The sequence below is a fragment of the Limnobacter humi genome (genome assembly GCF_024518835.1).
In the GTDB taxonomy this organism is placed as follows: Bacteria; Pseudomonadota; Gammaproteobacteria; order Burkholderiales; family Burkholderiaceae_B; genus Limnobacter; species Limnobacter humi.
The window spans coordinates 345999-360421 of sequence record NZ_JANIGO010000002.1 but is presented as its reverse complement, the minus strand read 5'-3'; the positions used below and the strand labels follow the sequence as shown (position 1 = coordinate 360421).

Annotated in this window: 15 protein-coding genes; 11 read left to right on the top strand and 4 right to left on the bottom strand. The window is 55.7% G+C overall.

What is annotated here, in order from left to right; genetic code table 11:
* Nucleotides 1-6 precede the first annotated feature (6 nt).
* Nucleotides 7-1167, top strand: coding sequence for an acyl-CoA dehydrogenase family protein (locus tag NQT62_RS06730; RefSeq protein ID WP_256763892.1), 1161 nt, complete (start codon nucleotides 7-9; stop codon nucleotides 1165-1167).
* A gap of 83 nt (nucleotides 1168-1250) precedes the next feature.
* Nucleotides 1251-1883 (top strand): hypothetical protein, encoded by a 633-nt coding sequence (locus NQT62_RS06725; protein WP_256763891.1) that lies wholly within the window; start codon nucleotides 1251-1253, stop codon nucleotides 1881-1883.
* Here the strand turns inward: NQT62_RS06725 and NQT62_RS06720 are convergent.
* The gene (locus NQT62_RS06720; RefSeq protein ID WP_256763889.1) at nucleotides 1805-3493 is read right to left on the bottom strand and encodes an aminotransferase class III-fold pyridoxal phosphate-dependent enzyme; all 1689 of its coding nucleotides are present in this window, start codon (nucleotides 3491-3493) and stop codon (nucleotides 1805-1807) included. The two genes, NQT62_RS06725 and NQT62_RS06720, sit on opposite strands and share 79 nt — an antisense overlap.
* A 79-nt stretch (nucleotides 3494-3572) precedes the next feature.
* On the opposite strand from NQT62_RS06720, the gene asd reads away from it, so the two are divergent.
* The 8 genes from asd (at nucleotide 3573) to NQT62_RS06680 (ending at nucleotide 10506) form a co-directional block, all read left to right on the top strand.
* Complete coding sequence (asd, locus tag NQT62_RS06715; protein ID WP_256763887.1) at nucleotides 3573-4427, top strand: archaetidylserine decarboxylase; 855 nt, start codon at nucleotides 3573-3575, stop codon at nucleotides 4425-4427.
* A gap of 60 nt (nucleotides 4428-4487) precedes the next feature.
* Nucleotides 4488-5216, top strand: coding sequence for a fused MFS/spermidine synthase (locus tag NQT62_RS06710; protein WP_256763886.1), 729 nt, complete (start codon nucleotides 4488-4490; stop codon nucleotides 5214-5216).
* 66 nt (nucleotides 5217-5282) lie between these two features.
* Nucleotides 5283-5750: a hotdog fold thioesterase gene (locus NQT62_RS06705; protein WP_256763884.1), complete on the top strand. Its 468-nt coding sequence runs from the start codon at nucleotides 5283-5285 to the stop codon at nucleotides 5748-5750.
* A 3-nt stretch (nucleotides 5751-5753) separates the two neighbouring features.
* Nucleotides 5754-6131 (top strand): DUF2237 family protein, encoded by a 378-nt coding sequence (locus tag NQT62_RS06700; RefSeq protein WP_256763882.1) that lies wholly within the window; start codon nucleotides 5754-5756, stop codon nucleotides 6129-6131.
* Nucleotides 6131-7009 carry a class I SAM-dependent methyltransferase gene (locus NQT62_RS06695; RefSeq protein ID WP_256763880.1) on the top strand — a complete coding sequence of 293 codons (879 nt, stop codon included), beginning with the start codon at nucleotides 6131-6133 and terminating at the stop codon, nucleotides 7007-7009. The genes NQT62_RS06700 and NQT62_RS06695 overlap by 1 nt, the downstream gene beginning before the upstream one ends.
* A gap of 26 nt (nucleotides 7010-7035) precedes the next feature.
* Nucleotides 7036-8373 carry a DUF1329 domain-containing protein gene (locus tag NQT62_RS06690; protein ID WP_256763879.1) on the top strand — a complete coding sequence of 446 codons (1338 nt, stop codon included), beginning with the start codon at nucleotides 7036-7038 and terminating at the stop codon, nucleotides 8371-8373.
* Nucleotides 8374-8474: 101 nt separating this feature from the next.
* Entirely contained in the window at nucleotides 8475-9878 is a 1404-nt protein-coding gene (locus tag NQT62_RS06685) for an ABC1 kinase family protein (RefSeq protein WP_256763878.1), read from the top strand.
* Nucleotides 9879-10092: 214 nt separating this feature from the next.
* Nucleotides 10093-10506 (top strand): hypothetical protein, encoded by a 414-nt coding sequence (locus tag NQT62_RS06680; protein WP_256763877.1) that lies wholly within the window; start codon nucleotides 10093-10095, stop codon nucleotides 10504-10506.
* Between the two features lie 29 nt (nucleotides 10507-10535).
* Here the strand turns inward: NQT62_RS06680 and NQT62_RS06675 are convergent, their stop codons facing one another.
* Together NQT62_RS06675 and NQT62_RS06670 are read right to left on the bottom strand one after the other, a co-directional pair.
* Nucleotides 10536-11609, bottom strand: coding sequence for an MBL fold metallo-hydrolase (locus NQT62_RS06675; protein WP_256763876.1), 1074 nt, complete (start codon nucleotides 11607-11609; stop codon nucleotides 10536-10538).
* A gap of 24 nt (nucleotides 11610-11633) precedes the next feature.
* Nucleotides 11634-11906, bottom strand: coding sequence for a hypothetical protein (locus NQT62_RS06670; protein ID WP_256763875.1), 273 nt, complete (start codon nucleotides 11904-11906; stop codon nucleotides 11634-11636).
* Between the two features lie 153 nt (nucleotides 11907-12059).
* Here NQT62_RS06670 and NQT62_RS06665 point away from each other — a divergent pair, with 153 nt between their 5' ends.
* On the top strand, nucleotides 12060-14027 hold the full coding sequence (locus NQT62_RS06665; RefSeq protein WP_256763874.1) for an ATP-binding protein: 1968 nt from the start codon (nucleotides 12060-12062) through the stop codon (nucleotides 14025-14027).
* A 28-nt stretch (nucleotides 14028-14055) separates the two neighbouring features.
* On the opposite strand, the gene NQT62_RS06660 is transcribed toward NQT62_RS06665, so the two are convergent.
* Nucleotides 14056-14358 carry a hypothetical protein gene (locus NQT62_RS06660; protein ID WP_256763873.1) on the bottom strand — a complete coding sequence of 101 codons (303 nt, stop codon included), beginning with the start codon at nucleotides 14356-14358 and terminating at the stop codon, nucleotides 14056-14058.
* Nucleotides 14359-14423 lie beyond the last annotated feature (65 nt).

Sequence of the window (14423 nt, the reverse complement as noted above, 5' to 3'; positions counted from 1 at the left end):
CACAACATGGGCGGCATGGACCAGTTCAACACGGCCGGAGAGGACATCACGCTGTTTCGGGACATGCTGCTGCGCTGTCTTGAAAAAGAGGTGATTCCCCACTACGACCAATGGGAGAAAGATGGCTGGATGCCCAAGGAGGCCTGGCTGATGCTGGGTGCTGCTGGCATGCTGGCACCGGACATGCCGGAAGAATATGGGGCCGCTGGGGCACCGTTTGAAGTCAACCAGATGATTCTGGAGGAAACTTGCCGCCTGAATCTGCACGCATTGAGCACTGCCTTGAACGTGCACGCCAACATTGTGGCTCCCTATGTGAACAACCTGGGTACGCCGGAACAAAAAGCCCATTGGTTGCCCAAAATGATCACAGGCGAGGTGGTGGGCTCCATCGGCATGACCGAGCCTGGTGCAGGCAGTGACCTGGCCGGTATGCGCACCACCGCGGTTCGCGAGGGTGATGAATTCGTCATCAACGGTTCCAAAACATTCATCACCAACGGCCTGCATTGCGGTTTGCTGGTGCTGGCCGCCAAAACAGACCCCAGCAAAGGTGCCAAAGGCATTACCCTGTTTTTGGTGGACAGTTCGCTGCCAGGGTTCAAGAAAGGCAAGGGTATTCAAAAAATGGGGCAGCACAGCAACGACACGGCCGAACTGTTTTTCGACAACCTGCGCGTGCCAGCCAGTGCGGTGTTGGGCGGTTTGAACCAGGGCTTTATTCACCTCATGCAGGAGTTACCGCGTGAACGACTGGGCATCGGTTCCCAGGCCATTGGTGCTTGCGAAGGGGCCATGGCTGCCACGGTCGACTACGTGACACAGCGCAAGGCATTTGGGCAATCGGTGTCGCAGTTTCAAAATACGCGCTTCAAAATGGCTGAGCTGCGGGCGCAACTGGAGTTGACCAAAGCCTATTGGAAGCAGTGCCTGCATCGCTTCAAGGCGGGTGTCATGAGCACAGAAGAAGCCTCTATCCTCAAACTGACTTCAACTGAATTGCAGGTAAAAGTGACACACGAGTGCCTGCAGCTGTTTGGTGGCTATGGCTATACCGCGGAATACCCGATTTCCCGCTTTTTTGCAGATGCACGGGTACAAACCATTTACGCGGGTACATCCGAAATCATGAAGGAAATGATTGCCCGCTCTGAACTGGGCCGTTGATCACATTCCCGCAACATACGGCTGGCATAAAGGGGAGTTGAGTTCAACTCTCCGATCAACCCAACCCCATGGGGCCAGCCTGAATGAAATCCATTCTGAATACCTTGCAAGAACAGCGGTGGGACGACCACCGTTACTACCACCACAGCCGCATCAACCAAAGCCTCCATTTGCTCAGCGCCTTGTCGTTTTTATTCGGCTATGTGCTGTTGTTTGTGGACCCGATTGCCGCAGCGTTTGTGGCCTGGCTGGTGGCCATGACCAGCCGCCAGATTGGCCATTTTTTCTTTGAGCCCAAAAGCTATGATGAGGTGAACCAGGCCACCCACGACTACAAAGAAGACATCAAGGTGGGCTACAACCTGCGCCGCAAAATTATTTTGTTGAGCATTTGGGTCGCTTTGCCTGCGTTCATTTGGTTTACGCCATCCACCTTTGGTCTGCCACCCACACAGCCCGACATTCAAAGTTTTGTGCACACGGTTGGCGAATGCTGGCTGTATTTGGGTTTTGCGGGTTTGGTGTTCCGCACACTGCATCTTTTCTTTATTCGCGATGTGGAAACCGGCCTGGTGTGGGCACTGAAAATCATGACCGACCCGTTCCACGATGTGAAGCTCTACTACAAGTCGCCGTTTTACCTGTTGAAAGGCCAGCTCATCGACCCCATGGACGACGTGAAAGCGCGCCAGCTTTCCAGCAGCACACGCCGTTGAATTTTCTGGTTGGTGTTGCAGGCCTCGCCAGCCTCCCACCAACCATCGGCCTGCATGGCGAGGGCTGCTTGAACAAATCGCTGACACACCTCATCGAACGCCATGTCATTGAATGCGTGGCTGAAAATCATGCGGCCGGACCCAACCCAACTCAGCAGCAGGCCGGCATCTAGCAGGTAAAACTGGAACATCCAGTTGAAACGGGACGCACGCGCATACACGATGGTCCACACCGAGGCCATGTTGCGGACTTCCACGGGCAACTGGGCAGCTTTCAGGCGTTGATTGAGCTGTGCACACCGGCCATTCCACAATGCATCCAGGTTGTTGTACAAGCCCGCCGCCTCTGGCGCATCCAAATACCGCAAAAATGCGTTCATGGTGTGCATCACATACGGGTGCGAATTGAATGTGCCCCGGGCAAAGCAGATGTCGGCGGGTTTTCGGTTGGAGTAACGACGCATCAATTCTGTTTTGCCGCACAGCACGCCCACTGGCAAACCGCCCCCCAGCGTTTTGCCATAGGTCACCAGGTCGGCGCGCACACCGAAGTAGTCCTGCGCCCCGCCTTTGGCCAGCCTGAAACCCAAAAACACCTCATCGAAAATCAACACAATGCCCCGGTCGGTGCACACCCGTCGCAGTGCCTGTAGCCAGGCGGTGTACGCTGCTTTGTCGTAGCCAGCCTTGCGCGCACTGTTTAACAGCGCGCTGTCACCAGGCGCATTGCTGTTGGGGTGCAGCGCCTGCAATGGGTTGACCAGCACACAGGCAATGTCGCGCCGGGTGGCCAGCACTTTCAGGCTGCGTTCACTCAGGTCCTGCAAGGTGATTGTGCGGTCGGCAGTCACCGGGTTTCCCACGCCGGGTTGAACATCGCCCCACCAGCCATGGTAGGCCCCTGCAAACCGCACCAATCTCTCCTTGCCGGTGTGGTACTGCGCCAGCCGAACAGCTTGCATCACCGCCTCGGTGCCCGACATGTGGAATGAAATTTCATCCTGCCCGGCAATGCTTAAAATGCGGCGTGCATTGTCCAGCACCACTGGGTGGTAGGGTCCCAGCACGGGGCCCAAGGTGTGCATCTCGCTCGCGGCTTCTTCGATAAACCGCTTGTAGTGGTCATAGCCCAGCAGGTTGGTGCCATAGGCACCGGTCAAGTCGATGTAGGCATTGTTGTCCACGTCCCACACGCGCACCCCCTCGCTCTTCGACAAAAACAGCACAGGCTGCAGGTGTTCATTGACCATGTGTCGAAACTGGAAGGGCACACGGTATTTGTAGGTGAATTGCGCATCCGACAGGGTTTGAATGGCCTCGCGCATGAGCACCGCACCCACTGGGGCGCGTTGCGCAAGCCGTTCAGACAATTTGAAAAACCCGGTTTTGCGTTGATTCACCAGGGCAGCATCTGCACTGTCACAATCAAAAAAAGCCTGGTCTTTGAGTTCGTAGTAGGGCATTAAGCGGCTTAAGCGCTTGGCCATGCGCACATGCCCAGCCAAGCCCGGGTGCTTGGCCCGCGATAGTTGCAGTCGCTCATGCCCCAGGTTGATCAAATAGCCCGCTGAGCCAGCGCCAGCCAGCCACATCAAAAGGTCGAAGTCCATACACGGTCTTGTCAAAATGCACCGGTATGTTTGTACCCTTAACGAATGACAGGCCGATGAAAGCGGCCCACGGATCTGCATGCAACACAACCAACCTGACTCCTGGTTGGACGCACTCAATTTTTGGGTGACCAACCGAATTCCCCGTTTGGCAGCAAGCCGCTGCATGGGTCGCATCAGCCAGATTCGTCAACCGTTTTTCGTGAGGCTCGCCTTGTGGGCTTGGAATCGCATCACCCCGCTGCAACTGCACGAGGCTAACCAAACGCAATTTCGATCCATTCACGATTGTTTTACCCGGGCCTTGAAACCTGGCCAACGTCCCGTTGATCCGGCAGGCAACGGCGTGTCTCCTTGCGACGGCGAGGTGGTGTCGCACGGGTTGATCCAAGAAGGCCAGTTGTTTCAGGTCAAGGGCTTGGACTACAGCGTGCAGGAGTTGCTGATTCATCCAGACACTGCGGCACGCTATGCCAACCACCAATTCATCACGCTGCGGATTCGCGCGAGCCAATACCACCGCTTGCATGCGCCAACCACCGCACAACTGACCCGTGTGGATTACATCCAGGGCGATACTTTCAATGTCAATCCACCCACCGTGAAACGGCTGGAAAAATTGTATTGCCGCAATGAACGGGCAGTGCTACACCTGAAGGGCTCACAGGGTGAGCCTGTGGCCATGGTCGCCGTCGCCGCCATTCTGGTGGCCGGTATCCGCTTGCATGCCACAGGCCTGTTGTTTAACCAAAGCTACGCAGGGCAAGCCAGTTTGTCGCTGAACCAGGCTGTGCAACGGGGTGAAGAGCTGGGATGGTTTGAACACGGGTCTACCGTCATCCTGTTGGTACCCGCCACCTGGCAACTTCATCCATCCATTACGCCGGGCAGTGGTGTTCGAATGGGCCAGTGTTTGTGGGTCTGCGCCGATTGATCCGATTGTTCCTCAGCCTGGGGTATGCTGTGCGCTGGTTTAAGTCAGGTGGTTGTGTCGGTGGATATTGTGATTAGCGAAGACCAAGGTGTGCGCAACCTGCATTTCGGTTCGGAGTGGGTACAGGGGGCCATGCGCATTGCCAGACCGTATGCGTTGGAACTGGAGTACACCCGGGAAATGATGGCGCCATGGCTGTTTCAGGCCGATGCAGATTGGCCCCGCAATGCGTTGGTGATTGGTCTGGGTGTGGGCGCATTGTCCAAGTTTTTGCATCGACACCGTCCATCGTGTGTTGTGACAACGGTCGAGGTTGAACCAGCCGTGGTGGGGGCTGCTCAACTGCATTTCAAGTTGCCCCCACAGTCGCCCACATTCCGCATTGAAGTAGCCTGCGGTGCCGATTTTCTGACGCAATCAACAGAACAGTTTGACCTCATTTTGGTGGATGGGTTTGATCACAAAGCCAAGGTGGGTCCACTGAACTCGAGTGCGTTTTATGCCCAATGTCGAGACCACCTCAGCCCCAATGGCTATTGCGTGGTTAATGTCTTGAGCAAGCAGAAGGACACCCAGGCTGGGCAATCCCGTTTTACGCAGGCTTTTGACGGTCAAGCCCTTGTACTGCCGCCCTGTGCCAGCGGGAATGTGGTGGCTTTGGCGCACGCAGGTGCTGGTTTCGACACCACGGCCGCAGCACTGGTCCAGCGGGTGGATGCGATTAAACAGGCCACGGCATTGAACCTGAAACCGACAGCTTCCAAGCTCAAATCGCTTCTCAGACTGTGAAATTCCGTTACAGTAAAGTGAAGTTTGGCTGTCTGGCCAGCAACACCAACCCACAAGAGCCTGTTCATGACCACTCAATCTGCCTCTGAAAAATCGTCCATTTGGTTTGCAAACCCCGACCTGGCCGCCATGAATGCGGGTGGAAAAAATACCGCACTGGAAGCGTTGGGTATTCAAATCACCGAGATCGGACCTGACTACATTCGCGGCACCATGCCCGCCGAGCCCCGCACTTTCCAGCCATTTGGATTGGTTCACGGGGGGTGCAATGTGGTGCTGGCCGAAACATTGGGCAGCGTGGGGGCCAACCTGGTGGTGGACAACAGCCAGTATTACTGTGTTGGGCAGGAGGTCAATGCCAACCACCTGCGCGGTGTTCGGTCCGGCACGGTCACTGGCACAGCGACGCTATTGCATGCCGGCCGCACCTCGCAGGTGTGGAGCATTGAGCTGCGCGACGATGCAGGCAAGCTCAGCTGCATTTCACGCCTGACGATGGCCGTGGTGCCTATTCCCAAAACATCCCGGGGTTGATACATGAGCGATCTGCCTGAAGCCGAAGACCGAAACGTGTTGGGCGGCAACTTGATGGCCTGCTCCTATGCACCGCTCACCGGGTTTTTTCGGGATGGTTGCTGTTCAACAGGCACCTTGGACACGGGCCGCCATGTGGTGTGCGCCAAGGTCACTGAAGAGTTTTTGGCGTTTTCGCTCAGCGTGGGCAACGACCTGTCGACCCCTCGACCTGAGTACCGTTTCCCCGGTTTGAAGCCCGGCGACCGTTGGTGTGTCTGTGCCCTGCGCTGGCTCGAAGCCTACGAGGCAGGTTTTGCACCCCCCGTATTGTTGGAGGCCACGCATGAGGCGGCTTTGCGTCTGGTTCCTCTGGAATATCTGAAGGAACTTGCACTCTGATGTTTCCCAGCTTGTTTCCCCGCTTTGCCCGACAATTCATGTCGGCTGCACGCATCAGCCCCACCGCGTTGTACACCGCGCAGGTTTGGCAAGAAAGCGGCCGCTCAGTGCCCGAGCTGGCCTCGTTACCCGCCAAGGCCTTGTACACCGCATTGAGCCCGGCCATGGCGATGTCCAGAAGCTTCGGTGGCCCCACCTTGCAGGACTTCCTGCTGGCCCGCCACGACCTGATTGACCGCCAATTGCACCAAGCCATCACCAGCGGCAAAGCCACCCAAGTGCTCGAAATTGCAGCCGGCTTGTCACCACGCGGCAGTCGGTTTGTGCAAGAGTATGGTGACGACATCACCTACATCGAGGCTGATCTACCGGGCATGGTGGCCCAAAAGCGAAAGTTGTTGGAGCAGCGCCTGGCCGTGTGCCCTTACCACCGCATTGAGGTGATTGATGCGTTTGCCACCGACGGTGTCCACAGCCTGGCCGGTTTGGCGGCGCAACTGGATCCGGAGCGCGGTTTGGTCATTATCACAGAGGGTTTGCTCAATTATTTTGATCGCGCCAGCGTGCTGGATTTGTGGACACGGGTTGGACAGACATTGTCCGGATTTCAGCGTGGTTTTTATTTCAGCGACCTGCACTTTTCCTCGCACAATGATGACCTCCTCAGCCGGGCTTTTGCCGCTGCACTGGGTGCCTTTGTGCGTGGAAAAATCCATTTGCATTTTTCGAGCATCGGTGAAGTACAGCAGTTGATGCAGCAGCGTGGACTGGCTTGTGAGGTGTTGAATCCATCGGATTTTGCGGCTGAACTGGCATCCTGCACCACAGCGGGTGCACACCTGACCCGAGTGCTATCTGCCTCGGCCATGACCTATTGATCACGACCAAATTGGCTGGGGGAAACATGCGAACAGGCGACAGCTTTCGAACCCTGGTGTGCTTGGGCTTCATGGTGATGTGTCTTGCCGTGCATGCACAAACGCCGGGTTTGCCATCAGGCCCATTGACTCCGATGGGAGCGGAACAGAAAGGCAATGCAGCAGGCACCATTCCGGATTGGACGGGGGGGCTGGTCAAAGCGCCTGCCGGATTTGATCCCAAAAAAGGTTACCTGGATCCATTTGCATCGGAAAAGCCCCTGTACACCATCACATCAGCCAACCAGGCTCAGTACATGAGCCTGCTCACCCCTGGCCAGCAGGCCTTGCTCAAACGCTACCCAGGCTATGCCATTCCAGTGTACAAAAGCCAACGCACAGCTGCATTCAGTCCCGAGATGATGAATGCGGTGTCTGCAGAGTCCAAACAAGTCCGCCTTTCAGCCGATGGCCTAGCTTTGCAGGGGATTCAATCCAGCAGCGTGCCGTTTCCTCAACCCAAAAATGGCCTGGAAGCCATCTGGAACACCTTGCTGCGCAGGCCGTCACAAACCGTGCGTGTACACACGGCGAGTTTTGTCAGTGGTGCAGGGGTTAAGCCCAACCCGGTGTCCAGCAGCGCCACCATTGCTTTTGCGCCAGCCATTGGCAAGGCTGGAAGCAATACTCTCTTTGGTCTCATCGGCGAGACCACACGGCCCTCCGCTCAGGCCGGCGAGGCCGTTCTGGTGCTCGACACGCTCAATTTCAAAGATGAACAGCGCGCCGCCTGGGTTGTGAACTCGGGGCAACGTCGCATCATTCGCGCACCCGAGCTGTCTCATGCTGCCCCGGCCGGCAATTCCGATGGGTTACGCACGGTGGACGATATTTACGGGTTCAATGGATCTCCCGAACGTTTTGACTGGAAGCTGCTCGGTAAGCGGGAAATGCTGATTCCGTACAACAATTACCGCCTGACGGACAAAACCCTGAAATACGAGGCCATGTTGAATGACGCATTCTTGAAGCCCGAGCTGACCCGGTTTGAGCTTCACCGCGTCTGGGTGGTGGAGGGCACACTGAAACCTGGCGCTGAGCATGTGTATTCCAAGCGAACTTTGTACATCGATGAAGACAGCTGGTATGTCGCCCTGATGGACCAGTACGACAACAAAGGAGAGTTGTGGCGCGTGAAAATGTTGTACTTGATGCAAGCGTATGACGCACCGGGCATGTACAGTGCGGGAGAAATCCAGCATGACTTCAACGCGAGAAAAACCGCGTTCTCGGGTTTTCAGAATGAAGAATCACCAACCGAGTTCAATGTACCGGTGAAACCGGGGGATTTCACGCCCACCGCCTTGCGAAAATTGATGCGCTGATCCACAGCGGCCCGGCAATTTAGAAGAGATTTTCCCGACCCAACCGAGGGCAGGGCACTACAATACCCCCGATTTGTTTGAAACCGCTCTCAACACTGCACATGGCCAAGCCAACCAAACCCACTGATCAGGATTCCGAACTCGACCGCATCAAGACTGGCGCGTTTGAGCGCAATGTCGCGTTGACCAAAATGGGTGTGGGCGCGGGTGCCAAAATTGCGTCGCACACTGTGCGCAACCTGTTTCGCCGTGGGGAGTCCAAAGACCAGGCCAATCGGGATTTTTATCGCCAGCAGGCCCGTGAATTGGCTGACGAACTGGGGCGTTTGAAGGGCAGTGTGATGAAGGCGGGGCAAATGTTGTCTCTGTACGGCCAGTATTTTCTGCCGGAAGAGGCAGTGGAGGTACTGGCATCGCTACAGGACAATACACCAGCCGTTTCATGGTCTTTTGTTGAACCCCAATTGATTCAAGCCTTGGGCCATGGTGTGATCCAGAAACTCCACATTGAGCGCAAGCCGATTGCTGCTGCATCGCTGGGGCAAGCCCACAAGGCCACCGTCAAGGCAACTGGCGAGACCGTGGTGGTCAAAATCCAGTATCCAGGTGTGGCCGACGCCATCGACACCGACATCCGCACGCTGTCCCGTTTGATTGCAGCCACCCGCATGGCGCCGAAAGCGTTGGACCTAACCCCGGTGTTTCACGAGCTTCGCGACATGCTGGTGCGTGAGTGCGACTATGTGCAGGAAAAGGCGTTCACCGATACTTTCAGCCAACAGTTGGCCACTGATGCGCGCTTTATTGTGCCCAAGGTCTACCCGGAGTTTTGCGCACAGCGGGTGTTAACCACCCGTTATGAGCCCGGTTATTCTGTTTCGTCGCCCCAAGTGCAGGCTTTGTCGCAGGCCAGACGCAACAAATTGGCTCAAGCGTTTGTTGATTTGTTTGTTACCGAGTTTTTTGACTGGAAGCTGGTTCAGACCGATCCGCACTTTGGTAACTACCGCATTCGGATTGATCCTGCTGGTGAACATGATCAAATCGTGACCCTGGACTTTGGGGCGACACGTCCGTTTGAACCGCAGTTTGTGGACAGCTACGCAAAAATTGTGCGTGGCTCGCTGCTGCGCGACCGGGCCGAGATTGCCGAGGGCGTGCTGGAGATTGGTTTGATGGATGCCAATACGCCCCAGTCTGTGCTGGAGGGTTTTGGTGATTTGACCGAGTTGATCGTGGAGCCTTTCCGCAAACCATTTTCGCCGGGTGTTCCCGAGCATTTGTACACCCCGGGTGGCGCCTATTGCTTTGGTCCTTCGGACCTGCCGGCGCGTGTTGGACAAACCGCCGCACTGAAAATGATGTCCAAGCATTTCAAAATTCCGCCACAGGAGATTATTTTCCTGCATCGGCGAATTGGGGGGGTGCTGGTGACGTTGCGAACGCTGCGTGCCGAATTGCGTTTGCATGAGCTGCTTAAACCTTACCTGAAGTTGCCAGACTGACGGGGCTGGACCCCGAGACGGCCCTAGAACCTGGAATTGACCGAATTAATCAATTTTTAACGGGATGGCCCTGGAACAACGGCCGCTATGATGGGTCTGACACAAAGCATGGACATTCGGTCCCATGCGGGATGCTTTGAACAGCATTTTTGACTTGCCCATTCACAGGTCCTGTGGTTCAATTCATTATCTTGTCCTAGACAAAAGGCTAACCATGGCGGCAGCACTCGATTCAATCGGCGTCGTTGTTCTTGAGCCGAATACACAACTGCTGAAGAAATTGTGCGCTGTTGCTGCTGGCACCTGGGGGCAGCATGAGGTATTGCCCCGTGGCACGGCAAAAGAACTGGCCAATGCAGCAAAGTTTCTCCGGATCGGGGTTGTGGTGGTCCGTGCCAGTTACCAGCGCTCCTCCGATTTGATTCAGAACACACTGGCGGACTTATATGCAGCGGGCACACAGCTGGTGATCATTCAAGATACTCCGGCGCGGCTGGATCGCCGCCATTGGGTGTCCATTGCTGGCATGCACTTTCTGTCAGACGATTCCACCGACGAGCAGTTGCATGATTTGCTGGCCCTCTGCTTGGTGCGCCACTGCACACCCAGTGTGCACCGTCTGATTTAACATTAACAAATCAGTTGACGTAGACAAAATTAGGGTTTGTCCAGGCGCAGGGTCTGTCCATGCTCCAGCATGACAAATTCACCTTCTTTCAAGCCCGCGCGCCGGGCCGCTTGGTCTACATCACCCAACGGTTGGTCTAATGCTTCGTCGGTGAGTTCAAACGTTCCCCAATGAACACCCAAGGAGCGGGAAGATTTCACCTCTCGGTGTACCTTCACGGCCTCTTCAGGGTTGATGTGCTGTTCTTTCATGAACCAGCGGGGTTCATAGGCGCCGACGGCAATGGCGCTAAAGTCAAATGGCCCCAGGCGCTTGCCGATTTCAGCAAAGTCTTTGCTGTAACCAGTGTCACCAGAAAAATAAAAGCGCAGGGCAGGGTGCTGGACCACCCAGCCACCCCACAGCGTCTCATTCCGGTCGCTCCAGGTGCGGGTTGACCAATGGTGTGCAGGCACCAGGGTAATCGGCACACCGTCAACTTCGGCGCTGTCCCACCAATCCAGCGCCACTGTGTTTTCAATGCCCCAATCGGCCAGTGTCCGTTCAACACCCAAAGGAACCATGAACACCGTGTCAGGCTGCAGTCTGGCCAATTGCACGATGGTGTTCTTGTCCAAATGGTCGTAATGGTTGTGGCTGATCACCACCACTCGAATCGGGGGCAATTGTTCTACTGTAATCGGGCTCTCTATTTTGCGTTTGGCCGGACCTGCCCATTGAATGGGAAACGCCCTGGGCGAAAAATGCGGATCGGTGAGCACGGTGAAGTCGTTGATTTTTAGCAGCACTGTCGCATGGCCCAGCCAAGTCGCCGACAGGCGGCCCGCCGATTCCCAGTCCGTTTTTGAGAATGGATGGACTTTGAAGTCTGCGTATGACGATCGGTATTGTCCAGGCGGGGGCGGCAGTGTTTTGCCAAACCGTTCTCGATACCAGCGAAGCACGTCATCCATGGATTTGGCAATGCGCGTTCCGTCGCTGTTGACGAAACCGTCGGGCCGATGGTGTGGCTTGCTGGCGTCGTAGTAGGGGTTGGATGAAGCGCAAGCGGACAGCAGTGTGGCTGAATACAGCACAGCCACGGTTTTAAGACCCAACTTCATATCCCCCCATTTCGCTGCTTCGTTTTACAGCGCCTTCCATTGTGTTGCCAGATATGCCATCAATGGCAGCCCAAGGTAGAGCATGCAGATGGTTCTGAAATAGTCCATCGATTCTACTGGATGAAGGGATTCTGTCAAAAAACCGGCATGCCCCAGGTCGCTGTTTACCGAGTTCCACGCCAGCGCAATGCTGGGTTCCTGGACCGAAAACAATGGGTTGATCAAGGTGGGTTCAATCACCCAGGCGCAGGCCAACACCCAAACAAACCAAAACCCCACAAAGCGCTTTACACTCATGTCGTTCCCCTATTCGCTCAATTGGTATCACTCTGAAAACAACTGTACAATAAACACTGTAACTGTGTACAGTACTTTTTATGGGTTGTTGTATTCATCCAATTGCCAAACCCAGGGGTATCAACTTCAGGCCCGGCAATTTGCCGATTCCACTTGAACATTGATTTGTGGACCGTTACACCGTTGCATTCTTCAACTGACAACAATATTCCCGACAGTTCCAGCTTTTTTGGGGCGCTGTTCCGGCAGACGCGGTCGTTGTGGCTGGCACGCCCAGTCTCGCTATCGCTGTTCGTGTTTTCGCTGCTCAGTGCCTTGGTGTTCTGGAGTCAAATCAGCCAACTGGCGTGGCTGGGGCAAGTGTTGCTGCTGTCGGTTACTGCAGCCCTTGCGGGTATTACAGGCGGCTGGCTGGCGCGTGTGTGGCTGGTGTCCAAGCTGTGGGGTAACCCTGCAGCAGTCCATTTGTTTCAACCCGACACATGTCCGCATGCCGGGCAAATCATCGACATTCTGATTGACCGGGTTGAGTCGGCCGATCGGGAGAATGCTTTGTTGACATCGGCGTTTCGGCAAAGTACAGAGCGCATTCAAGGCATTCAACAGGGCATCAATGGTTTTGTGATGGTGCTGTCCGTTCCAGCGGTGGGTCAACCCCAGGTGGAATTTGTTGATGAGTCCATCCAGCGGTTTTTACCAGTCCAGCGCGACGATGTGCGGGCAGACTGGTCTGAGCTGCTCAAGCCTGTACAGGCCAAATATCGTGACCCGCTAAGCCAGTTGATTGTCAGCAAAGTGGCATTTCCGCAGCGGGAGTCGCTCGTTCTGGCCTTGAACCGTCGGGCGGGCGAGCCCCCCATGTATCTCCAGGTGACCGCACTGCGCCGCGTGGTTCATGGGGGTATTCACCTGATGTTGGTCTGGATGGATGTCACTGCGCTGGTTCAAGCCCGTGAAGAGGCTGAAGCCGCTGACCAAGCCAAATCAGAATTTCTGGCCACCATGAGCCATGAGTTGCGCACGCCACTCAATGCCATCGTTGGGTTCGCGCGGCTTCTGGAAGACAATGCCAGTGACCCGCACCAGAAGGCCGATGCACACAATATTTCCTCTGCCGCCAACAGCTTGAACCTGATCCTGACGGACATTCTCGATTACTCCCGTATCCAGGCCAACGGCATTCGCCTTGAGGCGTTTGCATTCGACCTGGATGCGTTGGTGCGGCAGGTGGCCGACCTGAACCGGCCACTGGCTTTGCAACGCTGCCTTGATTTTGCTTACAGCCATGAACCACATGGTTCATTGTGGGTGAGGGGCGATGCCAACCGGCTTCGTCAGGTCATACAAAACCTGGTGTCCAATGCACTGAAATTCACTGAACAGGGTTTTGTTCGCATCCGATTGTTGACCTCCGCCCCAGTTCACGGCCGTGTGGACGCCTTCATCGAAATCTCTGACAGTGGCATTGGCATTTCGCAGGCCAGCTTGCGCAAATTGTTTAACCGGTTTACGCAGGCCAATCGAGGCATCAATCGCCAGTTTGGTGGTACCGGCCTGGGTTTGGCGATTTCCAAAGGCTTGGTGGACCTGATGGGGGGGCGAATCGAAGTCACTTCCGAACCTGGTGTTGGATCGGTCTTCACGGTGAGTTTGAACCTTCCAGTGGCCCAGCGTGAGCAGCCTGCCGCCGTTTCAGCGCCCGACGAAGAGGCCAGGGGTGTGATGGACATATTGATTGTCGACGACCACCCCATGAACCTGAAATTGCTGAACCGCTACCTGAGCAAGCGCGGGCACCGTGTGGTGCAGGCCGAAAGTGGTGCTGAGGCTTTGAAACTGGCCCACGACATGCGGTTTGACCTGGTGCTCATGGACATTGACATGCCCGAGATGGATGGCCATGAAGCCACAAAACAGTTGCGTGCCGATGCCAGTAGCGCCAGTGCACACAGCTTTGTGTGTGCGTTGTCCGGTTTGTCTGACCAGACCACCGTTCAGGCCTCCATGGCTTGCGGGATGCAGGAGCACCTGGTCAAGCCAGTGCAGTTTGACAAACTGGATGCATTGCTCTCCCGTTTGATCAACCTGCGTGCTGAGCAGCATGGGACGCAGGACGCCTAGGCAGGCCCCCAACACGCCTGATGCGTGTTCAGTGCTGAATCCCCAGTTGCTTTTCAAGGTAGGAACGCGCTTTTTCCAGCCAAATACTGAGCGCCGCCAACAGGTCGCTTTGGCTGAAAGAGCAGCTTTCACCCGAAAACAGGGCCACGCTCTCCAGGCGTTCCAGAATGCTTTCTAGCGCACCTTCGAACACGGCTGGCAATTCCGCCAGCAACGCTTTTTCACTGCGGAATGCGGTAATCAGTGCTGAGGTGGTATCGAAGGCCTCGTTTTCCAATTGCTTGTTCAGGAATTGAATTCGGGCCAAGGGGTCTACAGGGATGTTACTCATGAGTATAATTAATTGAATTGACGTTTCCGCACGCCAGTGTACTGTACGGCATGCGCACCCCCAAC

What these genes read in the sequence shown, in the direction of transcription:
- NQT62_RS06730 (WP_256763892.1), top strand. Translation starts at nt 7, where the DNA reads ATGGGCGGCATGGACCAGTTCAACACGGCCGGAGAGGACATCACGCTG.
- NQT62_RS06725 (WP_256763891.1), top strand. Translation starts at nt 1,251, where the DNA reads ATGAAATCCATTCTGAATACCTTGCAAGAACAGCGGTGGGACGACCAC.
- NQT62_RS06720 (WP_256763889.1), bottom strand. Translation starts at nt 3,493, where the DNA reads ATGGACTTCGACCTTTTGATGTGGCTGGCTGGCGCTGGCTCAGCGGGC.
- asd (WP_256763887.1), top strand. Translation starts at nt 3,573, where the DNA reads ATGCAACACAACCAACCTGACTCCTGGTTGGACGCACTCAATTTTTGG.
- NQT62_RS06705 (WP_256763884.1), top strand. Translation starts at nt 5,283, where the DNA reads ATGACCACTCAATCTGCCTCTGAAAAATCGTCCATTTGGTTTGCAAAC.
- NQT62_RS06700 (WP_256763882.1), top strand. Translation starts at nt 5,754, where the DNA reads ATGAGCGATCTGCCTGAAGCCGAAGACCGAAACGTGTTGGGCGGCAAC.
- NQT62_RS06695 (WP_256763880.1), top strand. Translation starts at nt 6,131, where the DNA reads ATGTTTCCCAGCTTGTTTCCCCGCTTTGCCCGACAATTCATGTCGGCT.
- NQT62_RS06690 (WP_256763879.1), top strand. Translation starts at nt 7,036, where the DNA reads ATGCGAACAGGCGACAGCTTTCGAACCCTGGTGTGCTTGGGCTTCATG.
- NQT62_RS06685 (WP_256763878.1), top strand. Translation starts at nt 8,475, where the DNA reads ATGGCCAAGCCAACCAAACCCACTGATCAGGATTCCGAACTCGACCGC.
- NQT62_RS06680 (WP_256763877.1), top strand. Translation starts at nt 10,093, where the DNA reads ATGGCGGCAGCACTCGATTCAATCGGCGTCGTTGTTCTTGAGCCGAAT.
- NQT62_RS06675 (WP_256763876.1), bottom strand. Translation starts at nt 11,609, where the DNA reads ATGAAGTTGGGTCTTAAAACCGTGGCTGTGCTGTATTCAGCCACACTG.
- NQT62_RS06670 (WP_256763875.1), bottom strand. Translation starts at nt 11,906, where the DNA reads ATGAGTGTAAAGCGCTTTGTGGGGTTTTGGTTTGTTTGGGTGTTGGCC.
- NQT62_RS06660 (WP_256763873.1), bottom strand. Translation starts at nt 14,358, where the DNA reads ATGAGTAACATCCCTGTAGACCCCTTGGCCCGAATTCAATTCCTGAAC.